The 24,997-nt window shown below is 54.2% G+C and carries 19 protein-coding genes and 7 tRNA genes; 19 read left to right on the top strand and 7 right to left on the bottom strand.

Annotated elements, in window-relative coordinates:
- Positions 1-143 precede the first annotated feature (143 nt).
- Complete coding sequence (speF, locus tag ENTMO_RS0107245) at positions 144-2,342, top strand: ornithine decarboxylase SpeF (RefSeq protein ID WP_010428666.1); 2,199 nt, start codon at positions 144-146, stop codon at positions 2,340-2,342.
- Entirely contained in the window at positions 2,339-3,652 is a 1,314-nt protein-coding gene (potE, locus tag ENTMO_RS0107240) for a putrescine-ornithine antiporter (RefSeq protein WP_010428664.1), read from the top strand. The genes speF and potE overlap by 4 nt, the downstream gene beginning before the upstream one ends.
- 104 nt (positions 3,653-3,756) lie before the next feature.
- Here the strand turns inward: potE and pgm are convergent, their stop codons facing one another.
- Both pgm and seqA read right to left on the bottom strand, forming a co-directional pair.
- On the bottom strand, positions 3,757-5,397 hold the full coding sequence (gene pgm / locus ENTMO_RS0107235) for a phosphoglucomutase (alpha-D-glucose-1,6-bisphosphate-dependent) (protein WP_010428661.1): 1,641 nt from the start codon (positions 5,395-5,397) through the stop codon (positions 3,757-3,759).
- Between the two features lie 24 nt (positions 5,398-5,421).
- Positions 5,422-5,970 (bottom strand): replication initiation negative regulator SeqA, encoded by a 549-nt coding sequence (seqA, locus tag ENTMO_RS0107230; RefSeq protein ID WP_010428659.1) that lies wholly within the window; start codon positions 5,968-5,970, stop codon positions 5,422-5,424.
- 183 nt (positions 5,971-6,153) lie between these two features.
- On the opposite strand from seqA, the gene ybfF reads away from it, so the two are divergent.
- From ybfF to fur, 4 genes are all read left to right on the top strand, one after another.
- A complete protein-coding gene (gene ybfF / locus ENTMO_RS0107225; protein ID WP_010428656.1) occupies positions 6,154-6,927 on the top strand; it encodes an esterase in 774 nt (257 codons plus the stop codon).
- A 128-nt stretch (positions 6,928-7,055) separates the two neighbouring features.
- Positions 7,056-7,343 carry a LexA regulated protein gene (gene ybfE, locus ENTMO_RS0107220; protein WP_010428654.1) on the top strand — a complete coding sequence of 96 codons (288 nt, stop codon included), beginning with the start codon at positions 7,056-7,058 and terminating at the stop codon, positions 7,341-7,343.
- 155 nt (positions 7,344-7,498) lie between these two features.
- The gene (fldA, locus tag ENTMO_RS0107215) at positions 7,499-8,029 is read left to right on the top strand and encodes a flavodoxin FldA (RefSeq protein WP_003858653.1); all 531 of its coding nucleotides are present in this window, start codon (positions 7,499-7,501) and stop codon (positions 8,027-8,029) included.
- 291 nt (positions 8,030-8,320) lie between these two features.
- Positions 8,321-8,767, top strand: coding sequence for a ferric iron uptake transcriptional regulator (gene fur / locus ENTMO_RS0107210; protein WP_010428651.1), 447 nt, complete (start codon positions 8,321-8,323; stop codon positions 8,765-8,767).
- A 103-nt stretch (positions 8,768-8,870) separates the two neighbouring features.
- Here fur and chiQ read toward each other — a convergent pair whose 3' ends face one another.
- The 4 genes from chiQ to nagE form a co-directional block, all read right to left on the bottom strand.
- A complete protein-coding gene (chiQ, locus tag ENTMO_RS0107205; RefSeq protein ID WP_010428646.1) occupies positions 8,871-9,197 on the bottom strand; it encodes a ChiQ/YbfN family lipoprotein in 327 nt (108 codons plus the stop codon).
- Positions 9,198-9,244: 47 nt separating this feature from the next.
- Positions 9,245-10,642 (bottom strand): chitoporin ChiP, encoded by a 1,398-nt coding sequence (gene chiP, locus ENTMO_RS0107200; RefSeq protein WP_010428644.1) that lies wholly within the window; start codon positions 10,640-10,642, stop codon positions 9,245-9,247.
- Between the two features lie 446 nt (positions 10,643-11,088).
- On the bottom strand, positions 11,089-12,756 hold the full coding sequence (gene glnS / locus ENTMO_RS0107195) for a glutamine--tRNA ligase (protein WP_010428641.1): 1,668 nt from the start codon (positions 12,754-12,756) through the stop codon (positions 11,089-11,091).
- A 179-nt stretch (positions 12,757-12,935) separates the two neighbouring features.
- The gene (gene nagE / locus ENTMO_RS0107190) at positions 12,936-14,954 is read right to left on the bottom strand and encodes an N-acetylglucosamine-specific PTS transporter subunit IIBC (protein WP_010428638.1); all 2,019 of its coding nucleotides are present in this window, start codon (positions 14,952-14,954) and stop codon (positions 12,936-12,938) included.
- Positions 14,955-15,281: 327 nt separating this feature from the next.
- Between nagE and nagB the strand changes: the two genes are divergently transcribed.
- The 12 genes from nagB (at position 15,282) to ENTMO_RS0107130 (ending at position 22,152) form a co-directional block, all read left to right on the top strand.
- Positions 15,282-16,082, top strand: coding sequence for a glucosamine-6-phosphate deaminase (nagB, locus tag ENTMO_RS0107185; protein WP_010428635.1), 801 nt, complete (start codon positions 15,282-15,284; stop codon positions 16,080-16,082).
- A 57-nt stretch (positions 16,083-16,139) separates the two neighbouring features.
- The gene (gene nagA / locus ENTMO_RS0107180) at positions 16,140-17,288 is read left to right on the top strand and encodes an N-acetylglucosamine-6-phosphate deacetylase (RefSeq protein ID WP_010428631.1); all 1,149 of its coding nucleotides are present in this window, start codon (positions 16,140-16,142) and stop codon (positions 17,286-17,288) included.
- Positions 17,289-17,296: 8 nt separating this feature from the next.
- Positions 17,297-18,517, top strand: coding sequence for a DNA-binding transcriptional regulator NagC (gene nagC, locus ENTMO_RS0107175; protein ID WP_010428629.1), 1,221 nt, complete (start codon positions 17,297-17,299; stop codon positions 18,515-18,517).
- A 45-nt stretch (positions 18,518-18,562) separates the two neighbouring features.
- On the top strand, positions 18,563-19,315 hold the full coding sequence (gene nagD, locus ENTMO_RS0107170) for a ribonucleotide monophosphatase NagD (protein ID WP_010428628.1): 753 nt from the start codon (positions 18,563-18,565) through the stop codon (positions 19,313-19,315).
- A 249-nt stretch (positions 19,316-19,564) separates the two neighbouring features.
- On the top strand, positions 19,565-21,229 hold the full coding sequence (gene asnB / locus ENTMO_RS0107165; RefSeq protein ID WP_010428626.1) for an asparagine synthase B: 1,665 nt from the start codon (positions 19,565-19,567) through the stop codon (positions 21,227-21,229).
- 223 nt (positions 21,230-21,452) lie between these two features.
- Positions 21,453-21,529: transfer RNA gene (locus ENTMO_RS0107160), tRNA-Met, on the top strand.
- Positions 21,530-21,537: 8 nt separating this feature from the next.
- A tRNA-Leu gene (locus ENTMO_RS0107155) sits at positions 21,538-21,622 on the top strand.
- 23 nt (positions 21,623-21,645) lie between these two features.
- Positions 21,646-21,720: transfer RNA gene (locus tag ENTMO_RS0107150), tRNA-Gln, on the top strand.
- 32 nt (positions 21,721-21,752) lie between these two features.
- Positions 21,753-21,827, top strand: a tRNA-Gln gene (locus ENTMO_RS0107145).
- Positions 21,828-21,844: 17 nt separating this feature from the next.
- A tRNA-Met gene (locus tag ENTMO_RS0107140) sits at positions 21,845-21,921 on the top strand.
- Positions 21,922-21,965: 44 nt separating this feature from the next.
- Positions 21,966-22,040 (top strand) — tRNA-Gln (locus ENTMO_RS0107135).
- A gap of 37 nt (positions 22,041-22,077) precedes the next feature.
- Positions 22,078-22,152 (top strand) — tRNA-Gln (locus ENTMO_RS0107130).
- Between the two features lie 89 nt (positions 22,153-22,241).
- Here ENTMO_RS0107130 and ubiF read toward each other — a convergent pair.
- Positions 22,242-23,417 carry a 3-demethoxyubiquinol 3-hydroxylase gene (ubiF, locus tag ENTMO_RS0107125; protein ID WP_010428623.1) on the bottom strand — a complete coding sequence of 392 codons (1,176 nt, stop codon included), beginning with the start codon at positions 23,415-23,417 and terminating at the stop codon, positions 22,242-22,244.
- A gap of 135 nt (positions 23,418-23,552) precedes the next feature.
- On the opposite strand from ubiF, the gene miaB reads away from it, so the two are divergent.
- Complete coding sequence (gene miaB / locus ENTMO_RS0107120; RefSeq protein WP_010428619.1) at positions 23,553-24,977, top strand: tRNA (N6-isopentenyl adenosine(37)-C2)-methylthiotransferase MiaB; 1,425 nt, start codon at positions 23,553-23,555, stop codon at positions 24,975-24,977.
- Positions 24,978-24,997 lie beyond the last annotated feature (20 nt).

The raw sequence follows: 24,997 nt of genomic DNA, 5'->3' as shown, positions 1-24,997 counted from the left end.
CGGGCGGACTGAATTTCAATCATCAAAAAAGCAATTTACTGATTTTAATCAGTGGTCACCCTTTGCTTTTTTTCCGGAAAATTATCGATTTCTTTCTTGCCAGAAATCGAGGGACGCTTATTACCTAAAATAAAGAGAGAAAGATGAAAAGTTTAAAAATCGCAGCCAGCCGTGCATGTCCGGATTGCTTTACTACCCAGCGTGAACTGGTGGATGTCCGCGCTTCTGATTATATTGATGTTGCCGCCATTGTTCTGGCAGTCACGGATATTGCCAGCGGTATTCTGGACGAAATAGAAGCCACCGGTTTTGGCATTCCTGTTTTTGTCGCGACGCACAAAGAAGAATTCATTCCGGCAGACTATTTATCGCGCATTCATGGCGTATTTGAGTATTCAGACACCAGCAACGATTTTTATGGACGCCAGCTGGAAGCGGCTGCACTGAAGTACGAAACCCAGCTTCGTCCACCGTTCTTCCGCGCCCTGGTCGATTACGTTAAACAGGGCAACAGCGCGTTCGACTGCCCGGGGCATCAGGGAGGACAGTTCTTCCGCCGTCATCCAGCCGGTAATCAGTTTGTCGACTTCTTTGGTGAGACGCTTTTCCGCTCCGATCTGTGTAATGCTGACGTCGCAATGGGCGATCTGCTCATTCATGAAGGCGCGCCGTGCATCGCCCAACAGCATGCGGCAAAAGTCTTTAATGCCGACAAGACCTACTTCGTGCTGAATGGCACCTCGTCATCCAACAAAGTGGTGCTAAACGCCCTGCTCACGCCGGGCGACCTGGTGCTGTTCGACCGTAACAACCACAAATCTAACCATCACGGAGCCCTCCTCCAGGCTGGCGGAACGCCGGTCTATCTGGAAACCGCGCGCAACCCGTACGGCTTTATTGGCGGCATTGACGCCCACTGCTTTGAGGAAAATTATCTACGTGAGCTGGTGGCAGAGGTGGCGCCTGGCCGTGCACGCGATGCGCGTCCGTTCCGTCTGGCGGTGATCCAGCTGGGTACCTACGATGGCACCATCTATAACGCCCGTCAGGTGGTGGATAAGATTGGGCACCTGTGTGATTACATCCTGTTTGACTCTGCCTGGGTGGGCTACGAGCAGTTTATTCCGATGATGGCCGACTGCTCTCCGCTGCTGCTGGAGCTGAACGAAAACGATCCGGGGATCCTGGTCACTCAGTCCGTGCACAAACAGCAGGCAGGCTTCTCGCAGACTTCGCAAATCCACAAGAAAGACAGCCATCTCAAAGGGCAACAGCGCTATGTCCCGCATAAGCGGCTGAATAATGCCTTTATGATGCACGCCTCCACCAGCCCGTTCTATCCGCTGTTTGCCGCACTGGACATCAACGCCCGTATGCATGAAGGCCAGAGCGGCCGCAACATGTGGATGGACTGCGTGGTGAACGGTATCGAGGCGCGCAAGCTGATCCTGGAGAACTGTCAGTATCTGCGTCCGTTCGTGCCGGAGATGGTGGATGACCGTCCATGGGAAAGCTGGGACACGGCGGACATTGCGACCGATCTGCGCTTCTTCCACTTCGTGCCGGGTGAACGCTGGCACGCCTTTGAAGGCTACGCTGAGCACCAGTATTTTATCGACCCGTGCAAGCTGCTGCTGACCACGCCGGGCATCAACGCCCGCACCGGGGAATATGAGGACTTCGGCGTGCCCGCCACTATCCTCGCCAACTTCCTGCGTGAAAACGGCATCGTGCCGGAGAAATGCGATCTCAACTCGATCCTGTTCCTGCTCACGCCTGCGGAGGACATGGGCAAACTGCAGCAGCTGGTTGCTCAACTGGTTCGCTTCGAAAAACTGCTCGAGAGTGATGTTCCGCTAAAAGAGGTCCTGCCTTCTCTCTACAAACAATATCCGGAGCGTTACGCCGGTTACACCCTGCGCCAGATCTGTCAGGAAATGCATGACCTGTACGCCCGCCACAACGTGAAACAGCTACAGAAAGAGATGTTCCGCAAGTCTCACTTTCCGCGCGTCATGATGAACCCGCAAGAGGCGAACTATGCCTATCTCCGCGGTGAGGTCGAGCTGGTTTCACTGCGTGACGCAGAAGGCCGTATCGCCGCTGAAGGTGCACTTCCTTATCCACCGGGGGTGCTGTGCGTTGTGCCGGGTGAAGTCTGGGGCGGTTCCGTACTGCGCTATTTTGCCGCGCTGGAAGAAGGCATCAACCTTCTGCCGGGCTTCGCGCCGGAGCTGCAGGGGGTGTACGTCGAGGAGTGTGACGGTCGGAAACAGGTTCGCTGCTATGTCATTAAACAACCCGCCGCTCAGCCATCTCTGCTGAAAGGAGAAAAATTATGAGCAAGTCCAATAAGATGGGCGTGGTGCAACTCACCATCCTCACCATGGTCAACATGATGGGATCCGGGATCATCATGCTGCCCACCAAGCTCGCAGAAGTGGGGACCATTTCGATTATCTCCTGGCTGGTAACGGCAGTCGGCTCAATGGCGCTGGCGTGGGCGTTTGCCAAGTGCGGGATGTTCAGCCGTAAGTCTGGCGGCATGGGCGGCTATGCCGAATATGCCTTTGGCAAGTCGGGCAACTTTATGGCCAACTATACCTACGGGGTGTCACTGCTGATCGCCAACGTGGCGATTGCCATCTCCGCGGTGGGTTACGGTACGGAGCTGTTTGGCGCGACGCTCAGCCCGGTACAAATAGGGCTGGCGACCATCGGGGTGCTGTGGATCTGCACCGTCGCCAACTTTGGCGGCGCGCGCATCACCGGACAGCTCAGCAGCATCACCGTCTGGGGCGTGATTATCCCGGTAGTCGGTCTGTGCATCATCGGCTGGTTCTGGTTTAGCCCGACGCTGTACGCCAACTCCTGGAACCCGCACCACGTGCCGTTCTTTACCGCAGTGGGCTCTTCTATCGCCATGACGCTGTGGGCCTTCCTCGGTCTGGAATCCGCCTGCGCGAACGCGGAAGTGGTAGAGAATCCGGAAAAGAACGTGCCGATTGCGGTCCTCGGCGGCACGCTGGGCGCGGCGGTGATCTATATCGTCTCGACTAACGTGATTGCGGGCATCGTACCGAATATGGATCTGGCAAACTCCACGGCGCCGTTCGGGCTGGCTTTCGCGCAGATGTTCACGCCGGAAGTCGGGAAAGTGATTATGGGGCTGATGGTGATGTCCTGCTGCGGTTCCCTTCTCGGCTGGCAGTTCACCATCGCGCAGGTGTTTAAATCCTCCGCAGATGAAGGTTACTTCCCGAAAATCTTCTCCCGCGTAAGCAAAGCCGATGCGCCGGTGCAGGGCATGCTGGCGATTGTCATCTTCCAGAGCGGATTGTCGCTGATGACCATTAGCCCATCGCTGAACAGCCAGTTCAACGTACTGGTCAACCTGGCGGTTGTGACAAATATCATTCCGTACATTCTGTCGATGGCGGCGCTGGTGATTATTCAGAAGGTCGCGAAGGTGGATCCACGCAAGGCGCGAGCGGCCAATATCGTGGCGCTGATTGGGGCAATCTACAGCTTCTATGCGCTCTACTCATCCGGCCAGGAAGCGATGCTGTATGGCGCGATGGTGACCTTTATGGGCTGGACGCTGTACGGTCTGGTATCGCCGAGATTTGAATTGAAGAATAAACATAGTTAGGTAAAAGCAAAACGGCAACCCTGAGGTTGCCGTTTTTAATGTTTTCTCCCTCTCCCTGTGGGAGAGGGACGGGGTGAGGGCATCAGCCCGCACACAAACCGCACTTACGCGTTTTTCAGCACTTCGCTGACAATCTCTACCGCTTCTTTCTCAATCTGCTGACGGTGCTCAGCGCCGAGGAAGCTTTCGCAATAGATTTTGTACGCATCTTCCGTACCGGATGGACGCGCGGCGAACCAGCCGTTCTCGGTCATCACTTTCAGACCACCGATAGACGCACCGTTGCCCGGCGCCGCCGTCAGACGCGCGGTGATCGGATCGCCCGCCAGGGTGCTTGCGCTGACCATCTCCGGAGAGAGTTTGGACAGAGCGGCTTTCTGAGCAGAGGTCGCGCCCGCCTGAATGCGGTTATAGCTTGGCGCACCAAAACGCTCCGCCAGCGCGTTGTAATGTTCCTGCGGGTTCTTACCGGTGACCGCGGTGATTTCCGCCGCCAGCAGGCACATGATGATGCCGTCTTTGTCAGTTGACCACGGCGTGCCGTCGAAGCGCAGGAAGGACGCACCCGCGCTCTCTTCACCGCCGAAGCCAAAGCTGCCGTCGTGCAGACCGTCAACGAACCACTTGAAGCCCACCGGCACTTCCACCAGCTTGCGGCCCAGCGCCTCGACCACGCGGTCGATCATCGCGGAGGAGACCAGGGTTTTACCAACAGCCACCTCTTTGCCCCACTGCGGGCGATGCTGGAACAGGTAGTTAATTGCAACGGCCAGATAGTGGTTCGGGTTCATCAGCCCTGCAGGGGTGACGATACCGTGACGGTCATAATCCGGGTCGTTAGCAAACGCCAGGTCGAATTTATCACGCAGCGCCAGCAGGCCCGCCATTGCGCACTCGGAGGAGCAGTCCATGCGGATCGCGCCGTCTTTATCGAGGTGCATAAAGCGGAAGGTCTGATCGACGTGATCGTTCACGATGGTCAGATCCAGCTTGTAGTGCTCTGCAATGCGCTTCCAGTATTCAATACCGGAGCCGCCCAGCGGATCCACGCCCAGCTTCAGACCGGCTTTCTGGATGGCCGCCATATCGACGATATCCGCCAGCCCTTCCACGAATGGCTGAACCAGATCCTGCTCTTTCACATGACCGGACGCCATGGCGGCATCCAGAGAGATACGTTTAACGCCTTTCAGATCGTCGGCTAACAGGGCATTCGCACGGTCTTCCACCACTTTGGTGACGTTGGTGTCTGCCGGGCCACCGTTAGGCGGGTTGTATTTAATGCCACCGTCGTCTGGCGGGTTATGAGATGGCGTAATGACGATACCGTCAGCCTGTGCGCCACCTTTTTTGTTGTGTACGAGGATTGCGTTAGAGACCGCAGGCGTTGGTGTGAAACCGTTGTTCTCCTGAACAATCACATCCACACCGTTCGCTGCCAGCACTTCCAGTACGGAAATAAACGCCGGTTCAGACAGGGCGTGAGTATCTTTCCCCACGTAGCATGGACCGGTAACGCCATTTTTGGCGCGCTCTTCCGCGATGGCCTGGGCAATGGCCAGAATGTGCGGTTCGTTAAAGCTATGGCGCGCCGCACTGCCGCGGTGACCAGATGTGCCGAACTTCACTGCGTGTTCTGCGTTGCCCACGACCGGCTTCAGCACGTAATACTGCGCGGTCAGTTGAGCGACGTTAATCAAATCGCTTTGTTGTGCAGGTTGGCCTGCACGGCTGTGATTTGCCATTGCCTGGTCCTTTTGATGCAAGGGTTAAATTGTACCGCAAACCTTTTCAATCAATTCCGCCGGGAACTGCATGGACTGCATGATGTGTTCAACCATGCTGCACTTGCGGCCCGTATTGGTATTGGTGATGACCCAGTACGGTGTGCCAGGGACATGTTTAGGTTTGGTTTGATTGCCATTTTGTAACAGCGTCTGTTCGTCGCCCGCGAAATAGACACGGGTGCGACCGTGGAGCGACTCGGTCGCTTCAGCAAACGCTTTGTTATCCAGTGAATGAAGTGTAGACAGCACCAGCATAAAGCGGTTAACCGCCTTTTTCTGCTCTGCGTATTCATCAGACAGCAGCAGTTCACGTACTGCGCGCACTTTATCTTTTGCCGGTATCACGGCAGGTTTTGCTTGTGCAACAACGCTCGGCTGAGACACGACATCTTTTGTGACAGGGGTAGCAGGCTGTGAGGCGGCGGAAATTTTAAGCATACGCCGTAAAATGTCGGACGCGCTCTCCCCGATATGCCGCGTCTGGCTGGCAATAAACTGATAGAGTTCGTCATCAACTTCGATTGTTTTCATCTTAATCCAGTGCGATATCTTATCTGAATACAAGTCGTTGGGATTATAAGGTCAAATCCCAACAGCGGATAGCGTCAAACCCGGCAGGCGGCAAAAGTCAGATTAAACTGGATCCTTGCAGCCGGGCGGCAGAATGGTCAACATGATACCCTAACCTGACATACGTAAAAAAAGAACTTTGCCATGAAATTGAATACCCGAGCGCAATCTGCACAATCGCCGAACAATAATTCTCCCATCGTACTGGTTCACGGGCTGTTTGGTAGCCTCGATAACCTGGGCGTGCTGGCGCGCGATCTGGTTTCCGACCACGATATTTTACGGGTTGATGTGCGCAATCACGGTCTTTCCGGGCGTTCCGACGAGATGACCTACGCGGCGATGGCGGAGGATCTGCTGGATACGCTGGATGCACATAACCTGCAGAAGGTAACGCTGATCGGGCATTCCATGGGTGGCAAAGCGGTGATGGCCCTGACGGCGCTTGCGCCAGAGCGTATCAACGGGCTGGTTGTCATTGACGTCGCGCCTGTGGATTACAACGTCCGCCGTCACGATGAGATTTTCGCCGCTATTAATGCGGTCACAGAAGCGGGCGTCGCAACACGCCAACAGGCCGCCGCCGTAATGCGTGAGCATCTGGATGAAGAAGGCGTCGTGCAGTTCCTGCTGAAGTCGTTTGTCGACGGGCAATGGCGTTTTAACGTGCCGGTGCTCTGGGCGCAATACAACAACATCGTGGGCTGGGAAAACGTCCCCGCGTGGCCACACCCTACCCTCTTTATTCGCGGCGGAAACTCGCCTTACGTTACCGATGCCTGCCGCGACACGCTGCTGGCCCAATTCCCGCAGGCTCGCGCCCATGTGATCGCCGGTGCCGGGCACTGGGTTCACGCCGAAAAACCGGACGCCGTGCTGCGCGCCATTCGTCGCTATCTCTCTGATACTGCAAATTGATTAAAAAGAGAGCGACTGGAAGGTTGTGGGCTTCCAGTCGTTGGCGTGCCGTTTTCGGTGATGTATGATGGCGCGCTTATCGCCCGGGCATTAGCAGGGCGGCGTATTTCCCCCGAAGTCTCAGAATCATGGCCAAAGAACAAACGGACCGTACGACACTAGATCTGTTCGCGAATGAGCGTCGACCGGGACGACCGAAAACGAATCCGCTCTCGCGCGATGAACAGCTGCGTATCAATAAACGCAACCAGCTTAAACGCGATAAAAATCGTGGGCTTAAGCGTGTCGAACTGAAGCTGAACGCCGATGCTGTCGATGCACTAAATGAGCTGGCCGAGGCGCGTAACATCAGCCGCAGCGAACTGATTGAAGAGATGTTAATCACCCAACTTGAGACATTGCGCAGCAAGGCATAAGTCTGAAAATCCCCTTTATGACCCTTTTCATGTAGCACAGAGTGCAGTCCTGCGCGATAGCTGTTTCCGCAGGGTTGCCTGTTCTGCTATTATTGCCCTTATCCGTGGACAAATTGCGCCACCATACCATTAAGTTTCAAGAGGTTATTTTACTCATGGCAATCATCGGCATTTTCTTTGGCAGTGATACCGGCAATACCGAAAATATCGCAAAAAACATTCAAAAACAGCTCGGTAAAGACGTTGCCGATGTGCACGACATCGCCAAGAGCAGCAAAGAAGATCTCGAAGGCTATGACATCCTGCTGCTGGGCATTCCAACCTGGTACTACGGCGAAGCGCAGTGTGACTGGGATGATTTCTTCCCAACCCTGGAAGAAGTTGACTTCAACGGTAAGCTGGTCGCGCTGTTCGGTTGTGGCGACCAGGAAGACTACGCAGAATACTTCTGTGACGCACTGGGCACCATCCGCGACATTATTGAACCGCGCGGTGCTGCTATCGTGGGCCACTGGCCAACGGCGGGTTACCACTTTGAAGCCTCTAAAGGCCTGGCAGACGACGACCACTTTGTCGGCCTGGCCATTGACGAAGACCGTCAGCCGGAACTGACCGCTGAACGCGTTGAGAAATGGGTTAAACAGGTTCGCGAAGAACTGAACCTCGACGACATTCTTAACGCCTGATTTCCCGGTGGCGCAACTCCGGTTGCGCCCGCTTACCAGGTAAAACCGATTAAATTAATTGCTACAAACTTTTAACTTTTTCGTTCAGACCTGTACAATATCCCCCTGGTAAAAAGTGGATGCCATCGAACAAGTTTGTTGGTGATACCACGTTTTTATAAGCATACTTTGCTTGAGACTTGCAGTTTTCATTTAGCCATGGCAGTTCTATAATGAGACGCATTATCCCAAGTGCATTTTCTGTCACTTCTTCTTTAGAAGTGAATCGTTTAGCAACAGGACAGATTCCGCATGACTGACAACAATACCGCATTAAAGAAGGCTGGCCTGAAAGTAACGCTTCCTCGGTTAAAAATCCTTGAAGTGCTTCAGGGGCCAGACAATCACCATGTCAGTGCGGAAGACCTCTACAAACGTCTTATCGACATGGGTGAAGAGATTGGACTGGCAACCGTGTATCGTGTGCTGAACCAGTTCGATGACGCGGGCATTGTTACCCGTCATAACTTCGAAGGCGGCAAATCCGTTTTCGAGCTGACCCAGCAGCACCATCACGATCACCTGATCTGCCTCGATTGTGGCAAGGTTATTGAATTCAGCGATGATTCCATCGAATCACGCCAGCGTGAAATCGCCGCACGTCACGGTATTCGCCTGACCAACCACAGCCTGTACCTGTATGGTCACTGTGCTGAAGGCGATTGCCGTGAAGACGACCACGCGCACGACGCGAAATAATATCGTGTTTATACTCTGAGCCAGCCGTAAGGTTGGCTTTTTTTTTGCCTGTTTTTGGGCAAAAAAAAGCCCGGTGACGCAGCGCCACCGGGCGTAAAGCAACTTATTTATTGTTACTGCGAATATCGCTCCAGATCTTATCGCAACGCTTCGCCACTTCCTGATCGTTACCGGTTTTACGCGCCTGAATGCAGGCCTGGTAATCCATCACGCGGACGTTTTCCTGCGTCGCAAACTGCTCATGCGCTTTCTCTTTCTTCAGCACGTTCAGCACGCTCTGGCAGGCTTCGATTTTCTCCGGCGACCCTTCCGCTGTATTGATACAGGCGCTATAGGCCTCCTTCAGGCGGGAATCTTCTTTTGGTGCCTCAGTCTGAGCACACGCCACCAGCCCTGATGCCAGCAACGCGACGATTACGATTTTTTTCATCATGTGCAGTCTCCATACCGGCGGGACGTTGCCCGCCAGTGTGTTCATCAGAAAATAGTGAATGGCGCGATGACCATGAATTTCACGTCACGTTCATCCTGGAAGATGTTGCCGTAACCGCCCGCGTAGCTCGGGATATCGGAGTGGTTGTCATACTGCGTGAAGTGCAGTTTGAACATCGTGCCTTTTGCTCGGCCATCCTGCAGGGTGTAGATTGCATCCAGGCTGTAAGAAGACTCTTTCAGACGATAGTTTGGATCGTAGTACGCGTCCGGTGTCGCCATATCCGCAGGTTTTGCGTCCCAGGCGTAAGCGTAAGATGCACCCACCGCCCAGCCAGGCAGGTTCCAGTTTTTCAGGTCATACATTGCGCCGAAGAACACCGCTTTTTCGCCGTCGGCGTTGAAGTCAGAGCGGTTATCCCACCAGATATCGAGACGACCGTTAGAGGACGCGTAGGTTGGCGTCATACGCTGCAGGAAATAGCCCTGCTGCCCTTCTGCCTTCACCCATGTTCCTTCCAGACGTAAATCGACCTGGCCCACTTTGTAGCCGAAGGTCAGCGCCTGCAACCATGCAGTGCCGTCATAGATATCGTTGACGGTGCCATTGCTGGCTTTATCGCGCGTGCCGTAGAACTGGTAGCTGGTGCTCAGCGGGCTGCCCACAACATCAAATTTGTAGCTGGCTTTAGCAAAATACTGATCGATATAACCTTCCGCCTGACCAAATGCAGCTTCCAGGACCAGGTCGTTTTTGAAGTCGTATTTCGCGCCCAGCGAGTGGAGGTAATCGACTTTGGTTTTCTTATCGTTCTGGTAGAACTTGTCCATCTCAATGTGCCACGGTGCTTTATACTCGTTGGTCCACATATAGGAGAAGCTCAACGCGCCCGCATCGCCGTAGTCAAAGTTAGCCCCGGCTTCCGCGCCCTGGTAAGTACCCGGCATAAAGCTCCAGTGCGGCGCTAACAACGTTTGACCGGTTGGCTGAATATAGCCCCCACGTGCCCACACCGGGCCGTATTTGAATTTCGCTGCTGCCTTGTACAGGCTGACACCGCTTTTATCGCCAGACCAGTCTTCTTTATACGCTTTGTTACTGGAGGAGAAGGCGATTTCGTTCGGGTGTGCGCTGTCGCCGTTTTCAGCCATTTCGATGGCGGTGAAGGCAGCAATATCCAGACCGAACATATCCGCGGCATAGCCTGACTGGAAGTCCAGGTTGGCGTTCCAGGTAGAGTGCGAAAGGTTGGTTTTGTATTTGTCTTCAGTGACGTCTTTACGGTCACGCTCACGCTGCCAGTAATAAATACCGCCCGTGAGGGTAGAATCATCGATGAAACCTTCTGCCTTAGCTTCTGGGGTGATCGCCAGGCTCGACATTGCTGTCACACCGGCGATAGCCAGCGCCAGCGCACTACGTTTGCCACTGAACGTACGCATAGATTATTCCTCTTTGACGAATTAAAACGCCTCAACGGCGAAAATATAAAAGACCAAAAGGTCAGGGGTAGTTAGAAATACCCTCGAATTAACTACCGCCTTTAGGTTATTTTTCGCGACGCGAATTATCAATGCTTTTTCGTGGGCAAAAGTCAGGATTATGACGAAGTGCACATAATTAGTAGTGCTTTGTAACATTTAGAGGAGAGTGAGGATTGGCGGGGAAATATCAGAGATTTCAGCGGGTAGCGCAGGTATTTGCTGTTTATTTTTTATCCCTTTTGTATTTCGTAAAAATACAAACTTTTTTTAGAAAAATAAGTAGCACCTCATTGACCTGATATTTTAGCGGCTTATCTTTAAGCCCTGGCTTAATACCATGATCATTAAATAAAAAAAACGCCGCAATAAGCGGCGTTTGTTTCTCCTTGACCAGAGCAGCAATATTATTCGCCGATCTTAGCCCAGGTGTCACGCAGGCCGACGGTACGGTTAAATACCGGTTTTTCTGCGGTGCTGTAACGGCTGTCCAGGCAGAAGTAACCTTCACGCTCGAACTGGAACGCTTTACCCGCTTCAGCCGCTTTCAGGGACGGCTCAGCGTAACCCTGCCTGATAACGAGTGATTCCGGGTTAATGGTCGCCAGGAAATCGTCAGCCGCGCCTGGGTTAGGCACGCTGAACAGACGGTCATACAGACGGATCTCAACCGGCAGCGCATGGGAAGCGCTCACCCAGTGAATAACGCCCTTCACCTTACGGCCATCAGCAGGGTCTTTACTCAGCGTTTCTGCATCGTAAGAACAGAAAATGGTGGTGATGTTACCTTCTGCATCTTTCTCAACGCGCTCAGCTTTAATCACGTATGCATTACGCAGACGGACTTCTTTGCCCAGCACCAGACGCTTGTACTGCTTGTTCGCTTCTTCGCGGAAGTCAGCACGATCGATCCAGATCTCGCCGCTGAACGGCACGTCGCGGGTACCCATTTCCGGCTTGCTCGGATGGTTAGGCATAGACACCAGCTCGCTCTCGCCCTGCGGGTAGTTTTCGATAACCAGTTTAACCGGGTCGATCACCGCCATCGCGCGCGGGGCGTTTTCGTTCAGGTCTTCACGGATGCAGGATTCCAGAGAAGCGATTTCAATGGTGTTGTCCTGTTTGGTGACGCCGATACGTTTGCAGAACTCGCGAATTGACGCAGAGGTGTAGCCACGACGACGCAGACCGGAGATGGTCGGCATACGCGGGTCATCCCAGCCTTCAACGTGCTTGTCGGTGACCAGCAGGTTCAGCTTACGCTTGGACATCACGGTGTATTCCAGGTTCAGACGAGAGAACTCGTACTGACGTGGATGCACAGGAATGGTGATGTTATCCAGCACCCAGTCGTACAGACGGCGGTTATCCTGGAACTCCAGCGTACACAGAGAGTGTGTAATGCCTTCCAGCGCATCGCTGATGCAGTGGGTGAAGTCGTACATCGGGTAGATGCACCACTTGTTACCGGTCTGGTGGTGTTCCGCAAACTTAATGCGGTACAACACCGGATCGCGCATCACGATGAACGGAGAGGCCATGTCGATTTTGGCACGCAGACACGCTTTGCCTTCTTCGAAGCCACCGGCACGCATTTTTTCAAACAGCGCCAGGTTCTCTTCTACGCTGCGATCGCGGTATGGGCTGTTTTTGCCCGGTGCGGTCAGCGAGCCGCGGTACTCACGGATTTCGTCAGCAGAGAGCTCATCCACATACGCCAGACCTTTGTTGATAAGCTCTACAGCGTAGGCGTACAGCTGATCGAAATAGTCAGAGGAGTAGCAGATATCGCCAGACCAGCTGAAGCCCAGCCATTGCACGTCGTTCTTGATGGACTCAACGTATTCGATGTCTTCTTTTACTGGGTTGGTGTCATCGAAACGCAGGTTGCACTGGCCCTGATAGTCTTGCGCAATACCAAAGTTCAGGCAGATAGATTTTGCATGCCCAATATGCAGGTAGCCGTTCGGCTCCGGCGGGAAGCGGGTATGAATTGTGGTGTGCTTACCACTGGCCAGATCTTCATCGATGATCTGACGAATAAAGTTACTCGGGCGGGCTTCTGCCTCACTCATCGTGGATTCCTCAAAGCGTAAACAACGTATAACGGCATATGATCTTATAAGCCGGACGTAGTGACAACCCTTAGTTACGGAAAATACGTATCAGATGAAAATAATGGGGGCGTTTGCTGCAAAAAAAAGCGGCGGAGGATATCCCCCGCCGCTTAAGGCATGACTCTACTCAGGAGCGATTACTTGCCTTTAATCTCATACAGTGGCGTTTGGCCCGCAACCACCTGACCTTTCGCCTGGATAACCAGACCGCTGAAGTCGTCGATGTTGCTGCACACGACAGGGCTGATCATCGAGCGCGCGTTCGCGTTCAGGAAGTCCAGATCCATTTCCAGAATTGGCTGGCCTGCCACGACTTCTGCACCCTCTTCCACCAGGCGAGTAAAGCCCTGGCCGTTCAGCGCAACGGTATCGATACCCATGTGGACAACGATCTCCGCGCCTTTTTCCGTTTCGAGGCAGAACGCGTGGTTGGTGTTGAAGATTTTCACGATGGTACCGGCAGCAGGAGACACAACGGTTTTGTCCGTTGGCTTCACGGCCACGCCGTCACCGACCGCTTTGCTGGCGAACGCTTCGTCAGGTACCTGCTCAATGGCAACCACGTCACCCGTAACCGGGGACACCAGCGCGGCGATGGTCACCGCATTTGGCACAGCCTGTGGTTTAACAGCAGCGGGTGCAGCAGGCGCTGCAGTGGCTTCAGCAGCGGCTACCGGACCCGTCGTTTTCATCGCGTTAGCAATTTTCTCTGCCACGAAGCCGACGATAATCTGCACGCTGGTTTTGTTCAGGCGGATAACGCCGGAGGCACCCAGACGTTTTGCCAGCGCTTCGTTCACCAGAGAAGAGTCTTTAACGTTCAGACGCAGACGAGTGATACAGGCATCAATACCGGTCAGGTTGTCAGAACCGCCGACAGCGGCAATGTACTGACGCGCCAGACCAGAAACATCCTGCTCCTGACCGCCGCTCACGTTCACATCCTGACCATCCGCTTCGCTACCGGCAACAGCCAGCTCGCGACCCGGAGTCATCAGGTTGAATTTGGTGATGGTGAAGCGGAACACCCCGTAGTAGATAGCGAAGAACACCAGACCCTGAGGGATCAGCATCCACCAGTGGGTCGCCAGCGGGTTACGGGACGACAGCACCATATCCACCAGACCGGCGCTGAAGCCGAAACCGGCAATCCACTGCATACTTGCAGCGATGAACACGGAGATACCGGTCAGCACGGCGTGGATCACATACAGAACCGGCGCAACGAACATGAAGGAGAATTCCAGCGGCTCGGTGATACCGGTGAAGAAGGCCGCGAACGCACCCGCCATCATGATACCCAGCACTTTCGCTTTGTTCTCTGGACGCGCGCAGTGGTAGATAGCCAGCGCTGCACCCGGCAGGCCGAACATCATGATTGGGAAGAAGCCTGCCTGGTAACGACCGGTGATACCTACAACCGCTTTACCTGCTTCGATGGACTGTGCGCCACCCAGGAAGTTAGGAATATCGTTAATACCGGCAACGTCGAACCAGAATACGGAGTTCAGCGCGTGGTGCAGACCAACAGGGATCAACAGACGGTTGAAGAACGCGTACACGCCCGCACCGACGGAACCCAGCTTCTGGATGTGTTCACCGAAGTTCACCAGACCGTCGAAGATCACCGGCCAGATGTACATCAGGATGAACGCAACGAAGATCATCACGAAGGAGGTGAGGATTGGCACCAGACGACGGCCGCTGAAGAACGACAGCGCTTTCGGCAGCTCAACGCTGCTGAAGCGGTTGTACAGTTCCGCAGAGATAATACCGACGAGGATACCCACGAACTGGTTGCTGATCTTACCGAACGCGGCAGGAACCTGGTCCGCCGGGATCTTCTGGATCATGGAAACCGCAGCCGGAGAACAGAGCGTGGTCAGCGCCAGGAAGCCCACGAAACCGGTCAATGCCGCAGCGCCGTCTTTATCTTTGGACATACCGTAAGCCACACCAATGGCGAACAGCACGGACATGTTGTCGATGATGGCAGAACCAGACTTAATGAAGAACGCCGCTAGCGCGTTGTCTCCACCCCAGCCAACCGGGTCAATCCAGTAACCGACACCCATTAATATCGCTGCCGCTGGCAGCGTGGCAACCGGCACCATAAGCGCGCGGCCAACCTTTTGTAAATAACCTAGAATACTCACTTTCTTCCCCCTATGAGACCCCGTTTCAGGCACGTTCTCTGCTGTGTTTTTATTGTGTCATTAACTAATAGATACAGTTGATGATTCACTGGCATTGTGAGTGTGTGAAAAATTAATTCGTATCGCAAATTAAACACCCGTTTTTTGTGATTTTTGTCACCAAATATCGTAATCACCCCTCCCTTTCACTGGCTAACAGCGAAAACTTATTTTATCATTCAAAAAATCAAGACGGATTGATCCGGCCTGAAAGGTTCCAGGTTACGCTTACGTATCAGGTTGCACGAATCATCCGCCCACTTTTTAATTAAACTTTAGAGGTGAACAATGAGACTGATCCCCCTGGCAACAGCTGAACAAGTCGGTAAATGGGCTGCGCGTCATATCGTTAACCGCATTAATGCGTTCAAACCTACCGCCGATCGTCCTTTCGTTCTTGGCCTTCCAACCGGTGGTACCCCGCTGACCGCGTATAAAGCCCTGGTTGAAATGCACAAAGCGGGCCAGGTTAGCTTTAAGCATGTTGTGACCTTCAACATGGACGAATATGTTGGCCTGCCAAAGGAACATCCGGAAAGCTACCATAGCTTCATGCACCGTAATTTCTTTGATCACGTTGATATCCCAGCTGAAAATATTAACCTGCTGAATGGAAACGCGCCTGATATTGACGCAGAATGCCGTCAGTACGAAGAAAAAATCCGTTCTTACGGTAAAATCCACCTGTTCATGGGTGGCGTGGGCAACGATGGTCATATCGCGTTCAACGAACCAGCGTCCTCTCTGGCTTCCCGTACCCGTATTAAAACGCTGACCCATGACACCCGCGTGGCAAACTCCCGTTTCTTTGACGGCGACGTGAACCAGGTTCCAAAATACGCCTTGACCGTTGGCGTAGGCACCCTGCTGGATGCCGAAGAAGTGATGATCCTGGTACTGGGCGGCGTGAAAGCGCAGGCACTCCAGGCTGCCGTTGAAGGCAACGTTAACCACATGTGGACCATCAGCTGCCTGCAGCTGCATCCTAAAGCCGTCGTCGTGTGTGACGAACCGTCCACGATGGAGCTGAAAGTGAAAACGCTGAAATACTTCAACGAGTTAGAAGCAGAGAACATCAAAGGTCTGTAATTGAATAACCGCCTCTGTGTGCAGGGGCGGTCGCTTTTTTTTAAACCGGGGGTCGTTATGTACGCTTTAACCCACGGTCGGATTTATACCGGCCATGAAATTCTGGATGACCACGCGATTGTTATCGCGAATGGCCTGATTGAACGTGTTTGTCCGCTGGCAGAACTGCCGCCGGAGATTGAACAGCGCTCACTCAATGGAGCAGTAATCTCCCCCGGTTTCATCGACGTACAGCTTAACGGCTGCGGCGGTGTGCAGTTCAATGACTCCGCGGATGCCGTGACGGTCGAAACGCTGGAGATCATGCAGAAAGCCAACGAGAAATCGGGCTGCACCAGCTATTTGCCAACGCTCATCACCAGCAGTGATGACCTCATGAAGCAGGGTATCCGCGTGATGCGTGAATACCTGGCCAAACACCCTAATCAGGCGCTGGGTCTGCACCTTGAAGGGCCGTGGCTGAACATGGTGAAGAAAGGTACGCATAACCCGGACTACGTCCGCAAACCGGACGCTGAGCTGGTCGACTACATGTGTGCTAACGCCGATGTCATTACCAAAGTGACGCTGGCACCTGAAATGACCGGTACTGACGTTATCAGCAAACTGGCTGCCGCCGGGATCGTGGTGTCAGCGGGTCACTCAAACGCCACGCAGAAAGAAGCGAAAGCCGGTTTCCGCGCAGGGATTACTTTTGCGACGCATCTGTACAACGCAATGCCGTACATTACCGGTCGCGAGCCGGGGCTGGTTGGCGCGATTCTGGATGAGCCCGACGTTTACTGCGGCATCATCGCAGACGGTTTGCACGTCGATTTCACCAACATGCGCAACGCCAAACGCCTGAAAGGCGACAAGCTGTGTCTGGTGACAGATGCCACAGCGCCAGCAGGGGCAAATATTGAGCAGTTCATTTTTGCTGGTAAAACAATATACTACCGCAATGGACTCTGTGTGGACGAAAACGGCACGCTGAGCGGTTCTGCCCTGACCATGATTGAAGGGGTACGTAACCTGGTTGAGCAGTGCGGCATTGCGCTTGATGAAGTGCTGCGTATGGCGACGCTTTATCCGGCTCGTGCAATGGGCGTGGATAAACAGCTTGGCGGAATTGCACCGGGTATGGTTGCAAACCTGACGGCGTTCACACACGATTATAAAATTATTAAGACCATCGTTAATGGTAACGAGGTCGTCACTGAGTAAGTAAAAGTATGACACCAGGCGGACAAGCTCAAATCGGTAATGTCGATCTCGTTAAACAACTTAACAGCGCGGCGGTTTATCGCCTGATTGACTCACACGGGCCAATCTCTCGAATTCAGATAGCCGAACAAAGCCAGCTTGCTCCCGCCAGCGTAACAAAAATTACGCGTCAGCTTATTGAGCGCGGTCTGATCAAAGAAGTCGATCAGCAGGCCTCCACCGGGGGCCGCCGCGCCATCTCCATCATTACCGAAACCCGCAATTTCCAGGCGATTGGCGTCCGTCTTGGGCGTCACGACACCACCCTTACGCTTTACGATCTGAGCAGTAAAGCCATCGCTGAAGAGCACTATCCGCTTCCGGAGCGCACCCAGGAGACGCTGGAACACGCGCTGCTGAACACCATCGCGCACTTTATTGAGAGCTGTCAGCGTAAGATCCGCGAACTTATCGCTATCTCCGTGATCCTGCCCGGCCTTGTCGACCCGGAAAGCGGCGTGATTCGTTACATGCCGCATATCCAGGTCGAGAACTGGGGGCTGGTCGACGCGCTGGAAAAGCGCTTTAAAGTCACCTGCTTTGTGGGTCATGATATTCGCTCGCTGGCGCTGGCTGAGCACTACTTTGGTGCGAGCCAGGACTGCGAAGACTCTATTCTGGTGCGCGTACACCGGGGGACGGGTGCGGGCATTATCTCGAATGGCCGCATTTTTATCGGTCGCAACGGCAACGTCGGCGAAATTGGTCACATTCAGGTTGAACCGCTCGGCGAGCGCTGCCACTGCGGCAACTTCGGCTGCCTTGAAACGGTTGCCGCCAACGCCGCCATCGAGCACCGCGTTCGCCATCTGCTGGAACAGGGCTATCAAAGCCGCGTAACGCTGAACGACTGTAAGATCGGCGCCATCTGCAAAGCCGCTAATAAAGGCGATGCGCTGGCCTGCGAAGTGATCGAGCAGGTTGGACGCCATCTTGGCAAAACCATCGCCATTGCTATCAACCTGTTTAACCCGCAAAAAGTCGTGATTGCCGGGGAAATCGTCGAAGCCGAAAAAGTCTTACTGCCCGCCATTGAAGGTTGCATCAATACCCAGGCGCTGAAAGCGTTTCGTCAGAATTTACCGGTAGTGCGATCTACATTGGATCACCGCTCCGCAATTGGTGCGTTTGCCCTGGTAAAACGCGCCATGCTCAACGGGATCCTGCTCCAGCATTTGCTGGAAAGTTGATCGGGACTTATAGTAACGCCTTCTTTTTTTGATGCCGGATTGTCCATGACCATTAAGAATGTAATTTGTGATATCGACGGCGTGCTGATGCACGACAACGTTGCCGTGCCGGGTGCTGCGGAGTTTCTTCACCGCATCATCGACAAAGGAATGCCTCTGGTTCTTCTCACGAACTACCCTTCCCAAACCGGTCAGGATCTGGCAAACCGCTTTGCCACGGCGGGCGTCAACGTGCCGGACAGCGTGTTTTATACCTCCGCTATGGCAACCGCTGATTTTCTGAAGCGTCAGGAAGGAAAAAAGGCCTATGTCGTCGGTGAAGGCGCGCTGATCCACGAGCTGTATAAAGCAGGCTTTACCATTACCGATGTGAACCCGGACTTTGTGATTGTCGGCGAAACGCGCTCCTTTAACTGGGAGATGATGCATAAAGCTGCGTATTTTGTCGCCAGCGGCGCGCGCTTTATCGCCACCAATCCGGATACGCACGGCCGTGGTTTTTATCCGGCCTGCGGCGCGCTGTGCGCCGGTATTGAGAAAATCTCCGGTCGTCAGCCGTTTGTGGTCGGTAAACCGAGCCCGTGGATCATTCGTGCCGCGCTGAACAAGATGCAGGCACACTCCGAAGAAACCGTGATTGTCGGCGATAACCTGCGCACCGATATTCTGGCCGGTTTCCAGGCGGGTCTTGAGACCATCCTGGTGCTTTCTGGCGTCTCTCAACTTGATGACATTGACGCGATGCCATTCCGGCCAAGCTGGATTTATCCCTCCGTCGATGAAATCGACATTATCTGACACCCAACCACGCCTCAGGGCGTGGTTTTTCATTTCTGGCTCGCAAAACCAAAGCACCATCTAATAAAAAACGCCTTCTATTAAATAATCCTCAATAAAAGCGCGTCAGGCGTACGCTTTTTTCAACATTCTGCAATCACCATTGCGCTATTTGCGTTTTCCCCGGTAAAACGCTTGCGCGCCTTTACCCTTTGCGGCATTTTCATAAGCAAGCAACATTACAAAGCAACAGGGTTAACGGAGAAGGTTATGTGTTCAATTTTTGGCGTACTGGATATTAAAACTGACGCAGGCGAACTGCGTAAAAAAGCACTCGAACTGTCCCGCCTGATGCGCCATCGCGGCCCGGACTGGTCAGGCGTCTACGCCAGCGATAAAGCGATTCTGGCTCACGAACGTCTGTCCATTGTTGACGTCAACGCCGGTGCACAGCCGCTGTATAACGAGAAAAAAACGCACGCGCTGGCGGTAAACGGTGAAATCTACAACCATCAGGCGCTGCGCGCCGAATACGGCGATCGCTACGCGTTCCAGACCGGTTCCGACTGTGAAGTGATCCTGGCGCTGTATCAGGAAAAAGGCCCGGAGTTCCTGGACGACCTGCAGGGCATGTTTGCCTTCGCGCTGTACGACAGTGAAAAAGACGCCTATTTGATTGGCCGCGACCACATCGGTATTATCCCGCTGTACATGGGCCACGATGAGCACGGCAACTTCTACGTTGCGTCTGAAATGAAGGCCCTGGTCCCGGTGTGCCGCACCATTAAAGAGTTCCCGGCAGGCAGCTACCTGTGGAGCAAAGACGGTGAGATCCGCCAGTACTACCAGCGCGACTGGTTCGACTACGACGCGGTAAAAGACAACGTGACTGACAAAGCCGAGCTGCGTCAGGCGCTGGAAGATTCCGTAAAAAGCCACCTGATGTCAGACGTGCCTTACGGCGTACTGCTCTCCGGCGGCCTGGACTCTTCCGTGATCTCCGCGATCACCAAAAAATTCGCGGCCCGCCGCGTGGAAGATCAGGAGCGCTCTGAGGCCTGGTGGCCGCAGCTGCACTCCTTCGCTGTAGGCCTGGAAGGGGCTCCTGACCTGAAAGCCGCGCAGGAAGTCGCGAACCACCTCGGCACCGTGCACCATGAAATTCACTTCACCGTGCAGGAAGGTCTGGATGCGATCCGCGATGTGATCTATCACATTGAAACCTATGACGTGACCACCATCCGCGCCTCAACGCCGATGTACCTGATGTCGCGTAAGATCAAAGCGATGGGCATCAAAATGGTGCTCTCCGGTGAAGGTTCTGACGAAGTATTTGGCGGCTACCTGTACTTCCACAAAGCGCCGAACGCCAAAGAGCTGCACGAAGAGACCGTGCGTAAGCTGCAGGCGCTGCATATGTTTGACTGCGCGCGCGCCAACAAAGCGATGTCCGCCTGGGGCGTGGAAGCGCGCGTGCCGTTCCTGGATAAGAAATTCCTCGACGTGGCGATGCGCATCAACCCGCAGGACAAAATGTGCGGCAACGGCAAAATGGAAAAACATATCCTGCGTGAATGTTTTGAATCCTACCTGCCGGCGAGCGTTGCATGGCGTCAGAAAGAGCAGTTCTCTGATGGCGTCGGTTACAGCTGGATCGATACCCTGAAAGAGGTGGCGGCGAAACAGGTTTCTGACCAACAGCTGGAAACCGCAAGCTTCCGCTTCCCGTACAACACGCCGGGCTCGAAAGAGGCGTATCTGTACCGTGAAATTTTCGAAGAGTTGTTCCCGGTACCGAGTGCTGCCGAATGTGTACCGGGTGGTCCTTCCGTTGCCTGCTCGTCTGCCAAAGCGATTGAATGGGATGAATCGTTCAAATCCATGAACGATCCGTCAGGACGTGCGGTCGGCGTTCACCAGTCTGCCTACAAATAATCAATATGAAGACGTCAGGCCCTCCGGGGCCTGATTTTTTTCCCCACTTTTCACCTGCTAAAACCGATTAATAACCAATAATTGCCGAATATTCGGCCACGCTGTTCGCAACCTAACCAAACAGTCACATTCCGGCTATTTTCGTTGAAAAAGGTGTTGACGCTGCAAGGGTCTATACGCATAAGGCGCCCCGCAACGCCGATAAGGTAACGCGAAAAAAGATGGCTACGTAGCTCAGTTGGTTAGAGCACATCACTCATAATGATGGGGTCACAGGTTCGAATCCCGTCGTAGCCACCATCTTTTTTGCGGGAGTGGCGAAATTGGTAGACGCACCAGATTTAGGTTCTGGCGCCGCAAGGTGTGCGAGTTCAAGTCTCGCCTCCCGCACCATTCCCAGGATAGCGTTGCACGGATGGGGTATCGCCAAGCGGTAAGGCACCGGTTTTTGATACCGGCATTCCCTGGTTCGAATCCAGGTACCCCAGCCATATTTCTTCGATTTTGCGGTTCTCCGCGGTATTGGGGTATCGCCAAGCGGTAAGGCACCGGTTTTTGATACCGGCATTCCCTGGTTCGAATCCAGGTACCCCAGCCATCGAAGATTGCAGTACTGGCTACGTAGCTCAGTTGGTTAGAGCACATCACTCATAATGATGGGGTCACAGGTTCGAATCCCGTCGTAGCCACCAAATTAGTAATCTGTCGAGTTATTCGATAGACTAGAAAAAATTGTTGGGGTATCGCCAAGCGGTAAGGCTCTGGTTTCTGATACCAGCATTCCGAGGTTCGAATCCTCGTACCCCAGCCAATTTAAAAAAGTCGTTAAGCAGTCTGTTTAACGCAATTGGGGTGTCGCCAAGCGGTAAGGCTCTGGTTTCTGATACCAGCATTCCGGGGTTCGAATCCCTGCACCCCAGCCACTTAAGTAACAAAAAAGCCCGCTCTGCGGGCTTTTTTGTTTTTGTACAGACTAAACTTGGCCCTCTCCCACGGGGAGAGGGTAAAAGGATTAGAGTCCGAGAGCGTATTTCAGCGCCTGGCGCTTCAAACCACCGGCACGCTCTGCCGCCATCAATCCAATGTTACGCAAAATGCGCACCGGCCCCAGGTCGTTACTGAACCCCGCGTAGAACAGATCCATCCCCGACTGCATGATGAAGTTATCCGCCATACGTCGCGTCTGGTAGCGTTTCAGAATCTGATGGCTGGCCCAGGCTTCAGCATGAGTGCGCGCATTACCTAACACGTCCAGTAACGCGTCGACGTCACGATATCCCAGATTCACCCCCTGCCCGGCCAGCGGATGAATGGTGTGCGCCGCATCGCCCACCAGCGCCAGCCCTTCACGAGCATACTGTAAAGCGTGACGGCGCGTGAGCGGGAATGCGCCAGCCGCAACCGGCGTAACGTGACCTACGCGGCTCGGGAAGTGCAGCAGAATTTCACGCTGCAGCTGTTCCATACTCAGCCCCTGCAGCTGGCGAATGCGCGCCGGTTTGTCGTACCACACCAGCGAGGCCCAGTTATCAAACAGCGGTAAAAAGGCGTGCGGGCCGTTCGGGGTAAAGTGCTGCCAGGTGCTCTCACCGGGCGCATTTTCACACTGAACGGTGATCAGCATGCAGGATTGCTGATACTGCCAGGCATGAACGCCAATGCCCGCCATCTGTCTGACCTGCGAATTGGCACCATCCGCCCCCACCACCAGCTTCACGGCCAGCTCATCGCCGTTATCCAGCGTCAGCACATATCCACCCGGTTGATGATGCAACGCCTTGAGGGAATCAGGAACACGAAGCGTGACATTCGGGTGCGCCTCCAGCGCCTGCCAGAGCGCGAGCTGGAGCACGTTGTTCTCTACCATATAGCCCAGACGCGGCAGCTTCAGCTCGGCGGCATCAAACGCGACGTGGGCATTTTCCCACTCCCAGGTTTCGAGACGGCTGTACGGATGCGCGCGCATCGCCAGCACCGCCTCCCAGACGCCCAGCCCGCGCAGCAGATCGACAGACGCCGCGCTGATCGCGGAAATGCGCACATCCGGTTTGCTGGCGGGATCGAAGGCTGGCGGAGCAGACTGTTCAATTACCGTTACTTCAAATCCCTGTTGCGCCAGCCCCAGCGCCAGCGCGCCGCCGACCATACCGCCGCCGACAACGGCAACTTCGGTGTGTAGGAGTGTCATGGTCAATTTTCCTTATTGGAGAATCCCTTAAGTTTACCGGATTTTTGTGGTCTTGAGGCCCATAACCTTCATACTGGTCACAACCCCACCAAAGCATTACAATACGCGGCTTGCAATCCTGAGCTGAGCAAGTCGATGACTAAAAAACTCCATATAAAAACCTGGGGCTGTCAGATGAACGAATACGATTCATCTAAGATGGCCGATCTGCTGGATTCAACCCACGGATACCAGCTGACAGAAAACGTGAAAGAAGCGGACGTGCTGCTGCTGAACACCTGTTCGATTCGTGAAAAAGCGCAGGAGAAAGTCTTTCACGTATTAGGCCGCTGGAAGCTTCTCAAGCGTAAAAATCCGGACCTGATCATCGGCGTGGGCGGCTGCGTCGCATCGCAGGAAGGTAAGCTGATCCGCCAGAGAGCGCCGTATGTGGATATTGTCTTTGGCCCACAGACCCTGCACCGCCTGCCAGAGATGATCAATAAGGTGCGTGGCAATCGCAGCCCGGTCGTTGACGTCAGCTTCCCGGAGATCGAAAAATTTGACCGTCTGCCAGAGCCGCGCGCTGATGGCCCGACTGCTTTCGTCTCCATCATGGAAGGCTGCAACAAATATTGTACTTACTGCGTGGTGCCTTACACCCGCGGTGAAGAGGTCAGCCGCCCGGCGGATGACATTCTGTTTGAAATCGCGCAGCTTGCCGCACAGGGCGTTCGCGAAGTGAACCTGCTGGGCCAGAACGTTAACGCCTGGCGCGGTGAGAACTACGACGGCACCACCGGCAGCTTTGCTGAACTGCTGCGCCTGGTGGCTGCGATTGACGGCATTGACCGTATTCGCTTTACCACCAGCCACCCGATGGAATTTACCGACGACATTATTGAGGTGTATCGCGATACGCCAGAGCTGGTGAGCTTCCTGCACCTGCCGATTCAGTGTGGCTCTGACCGCGTGCTGAACCTGATGGGCCGTCCACATACGGTGCTGGAGTATAAATCCACCATTCGTAAGCTGCTTGCCGCGCGTCCGGATATCCAGATCAGCTCCGACTTTATCGTTGGCTTCCCTGGCGAAACCACCGATGACTTCGAGCGCACCATGAAGCTCATTGGTGAAGTGAATTTTGACGTCAGCTACAGCTTCATCTTCTCTGCGCGTCCTGGAACACCTGCGGCCGATATGGTTGACGATGTGCCGGAAGAAGAGAAAAAGCAGCGTCTGTATATTCTGCAGGAGCGTATTAACCAGCAGGCCAACGCGTGGAGCCGCCGTATGCTCGGCACCGTTCAGCGCATTCTGGTGGAAGGCACCTCCCGCAAGAGCATTATGGAACTGTCCGGTCGTACCGAAAACAACCGCGTGGTGAACTTTGAAGGCACCCCGGACATGATCGGTAAATTCGTGGACGTCGAGATTGTCGACGTGCTGACCAACTCGCTGCGCGCGAAGCTGGTACGCACCGAAGACGAAATGGGCCTGCGAATTGCTGAATCTCCGGAATCCGTTATCTCTCGCACTCGCAAAGTCAACGATTCAGGCGTGGGCATTTACCAGCCGTAATCCTTCTGGCCTGCCTTTCC

This window comes from Enterobacter mori LMG 25706 (assembly GCF_000211415.1).
Taxonomy (GTDB): Bacteria; Pseudomonadota; Gammaproteobacteria; order Enterobacterales; family Enterobacteriaceae; genus Enterobacter; species Enterobacter mori.
The sequence above is the reverse complement of the archived record's forward strand: the minus strand, read 5'-3'. Positions and strand labels throughout refer to the sequence as shown.

What these genes read in the sequence shown, in the direction of transcription:
- chiQ (WP_010428646.1), bottom strand. Translation starts at nt 9,197, where the DNA reads ATGAAAAAAATCGTAATCGTCGCGTTGCTGGCATCAGGGCTGGTGGCG.
- nagD (WP_010428628.1), top strand. Translation starts at nt 18,563, where the DNA reads ATGACCATTAAGAATGTAATTTGTGATATCGACGGCGTGCTGATGCAC.
- potE (WP_010428664.1), top strand. Translation starts at nt 2,339, where the DNA reads ATGAGCAAGTCCAATAAGATGGGCGTGGTGCAACTCACCATCCTCACC.
- speF (WP_010428666.1), top strand. Translation starts at nt 144, where the DNA reads ATGAAAAGTTTAAAAATCGCAGCCAGCCGTGCATGTCCGGATTGCTTT.
- seqA (WP_010428659.1), bottom strand. Translation starts at nt 5,970, where the DNA reads ATGAAAACAATCGAAGTTGATGACGAACTCTATCAGTTTATTGCCAGC.
- nagA (WP_010428631.1), top strand. Translation starts at nt 16,140, where the DNA reads ATGTACGCTTTAACCCACGGTCGGATTTATACCGGCCATGAAATTCTG.
- pgm (WP_010428661.1), bottom strand. Translation starts at nt 5,397, where the DNA reads ATGGCAAATCACAGCCGTGCAGGCCAACCTGCACAACAAAGCGATTTG.
- fur (WP_010428651.1), top strand. Translation starts at nt 8,321, where the DNA reads ATGACTGACAACAATACCGCATTAAAGAAGGCTGGCCTGAAAGTAACG.
- ybfE (WP_010428654.1), top strand. Translation starts at nt 7,056, where the DNA reads ATGGCCAAAGAACAAACGGACCGTACGACACTAGATCTGTTCGCGAAT.
- ubiF (WP_010428623.1), bottom strand. Translation starts at nt 23,417, where the DNA reads ATGACACTCCTACACACCGAAGTTGCCGTTGTCGGCGGCGGTATGGTC.
- nagC (WP_010428629.1), top strand. Translation starts at nt 17,297, where the DNA reads ATGACACCAGGCGGACAAGCTCAAATCGGTAATGTCGATCTCGTTAAA.
- miaB (WP_010428619.1), top strand. Translation starts at nt 23,553, where the DNA reads ATGACTAAAAAACTCCATATAAAAACCTGGGGCTGTCAGATGAACGAA.
- ybfF (WP_010428656.1), top strand. Translation starts at nt 6,154, where the DNA reads ATGAAATTGAATACCCGAGCGCAATCTGCACAATCGCCGAACAATAAT.
- chiP (WP_010428644.1), bottom strand. Translation starts at nt 10,642, where the DNA reads ATGCGTACGTTCAGTGGCAAACGTAGTGCGCTGGCGCTGGCTATCGCC.
- fldA (WP_003858653.1), top strand. Translation starts at nt 7,499, where the DNA reads ATGGCAATCATCGGCATTTTCTTTGGCAGTGATACCGGCAATACCGAA.
- glnS (WP_010428641.1), bottom strand. Translation starts at nt 12,756, where the DNA reads ATGAGTGAGGCAGAAGCCCGCCCGAGTAACTTTATTCGTCAGATCATC.
- nagB (WP_010428635.1), top strand. Translation starts at nt 15,282, where the DNA reads ATGAGACTGATCCCCCTGGCAACAGCTGAACAAGTCGGTAAATGGGCT.
- asnB (WP_010428626.1), top strand. Translation starts at nt 19,565, where the DNA reads ATGTGTTCAATTTTTGGCGTACTGGATATTAAAACTGACGCAGGCGAA.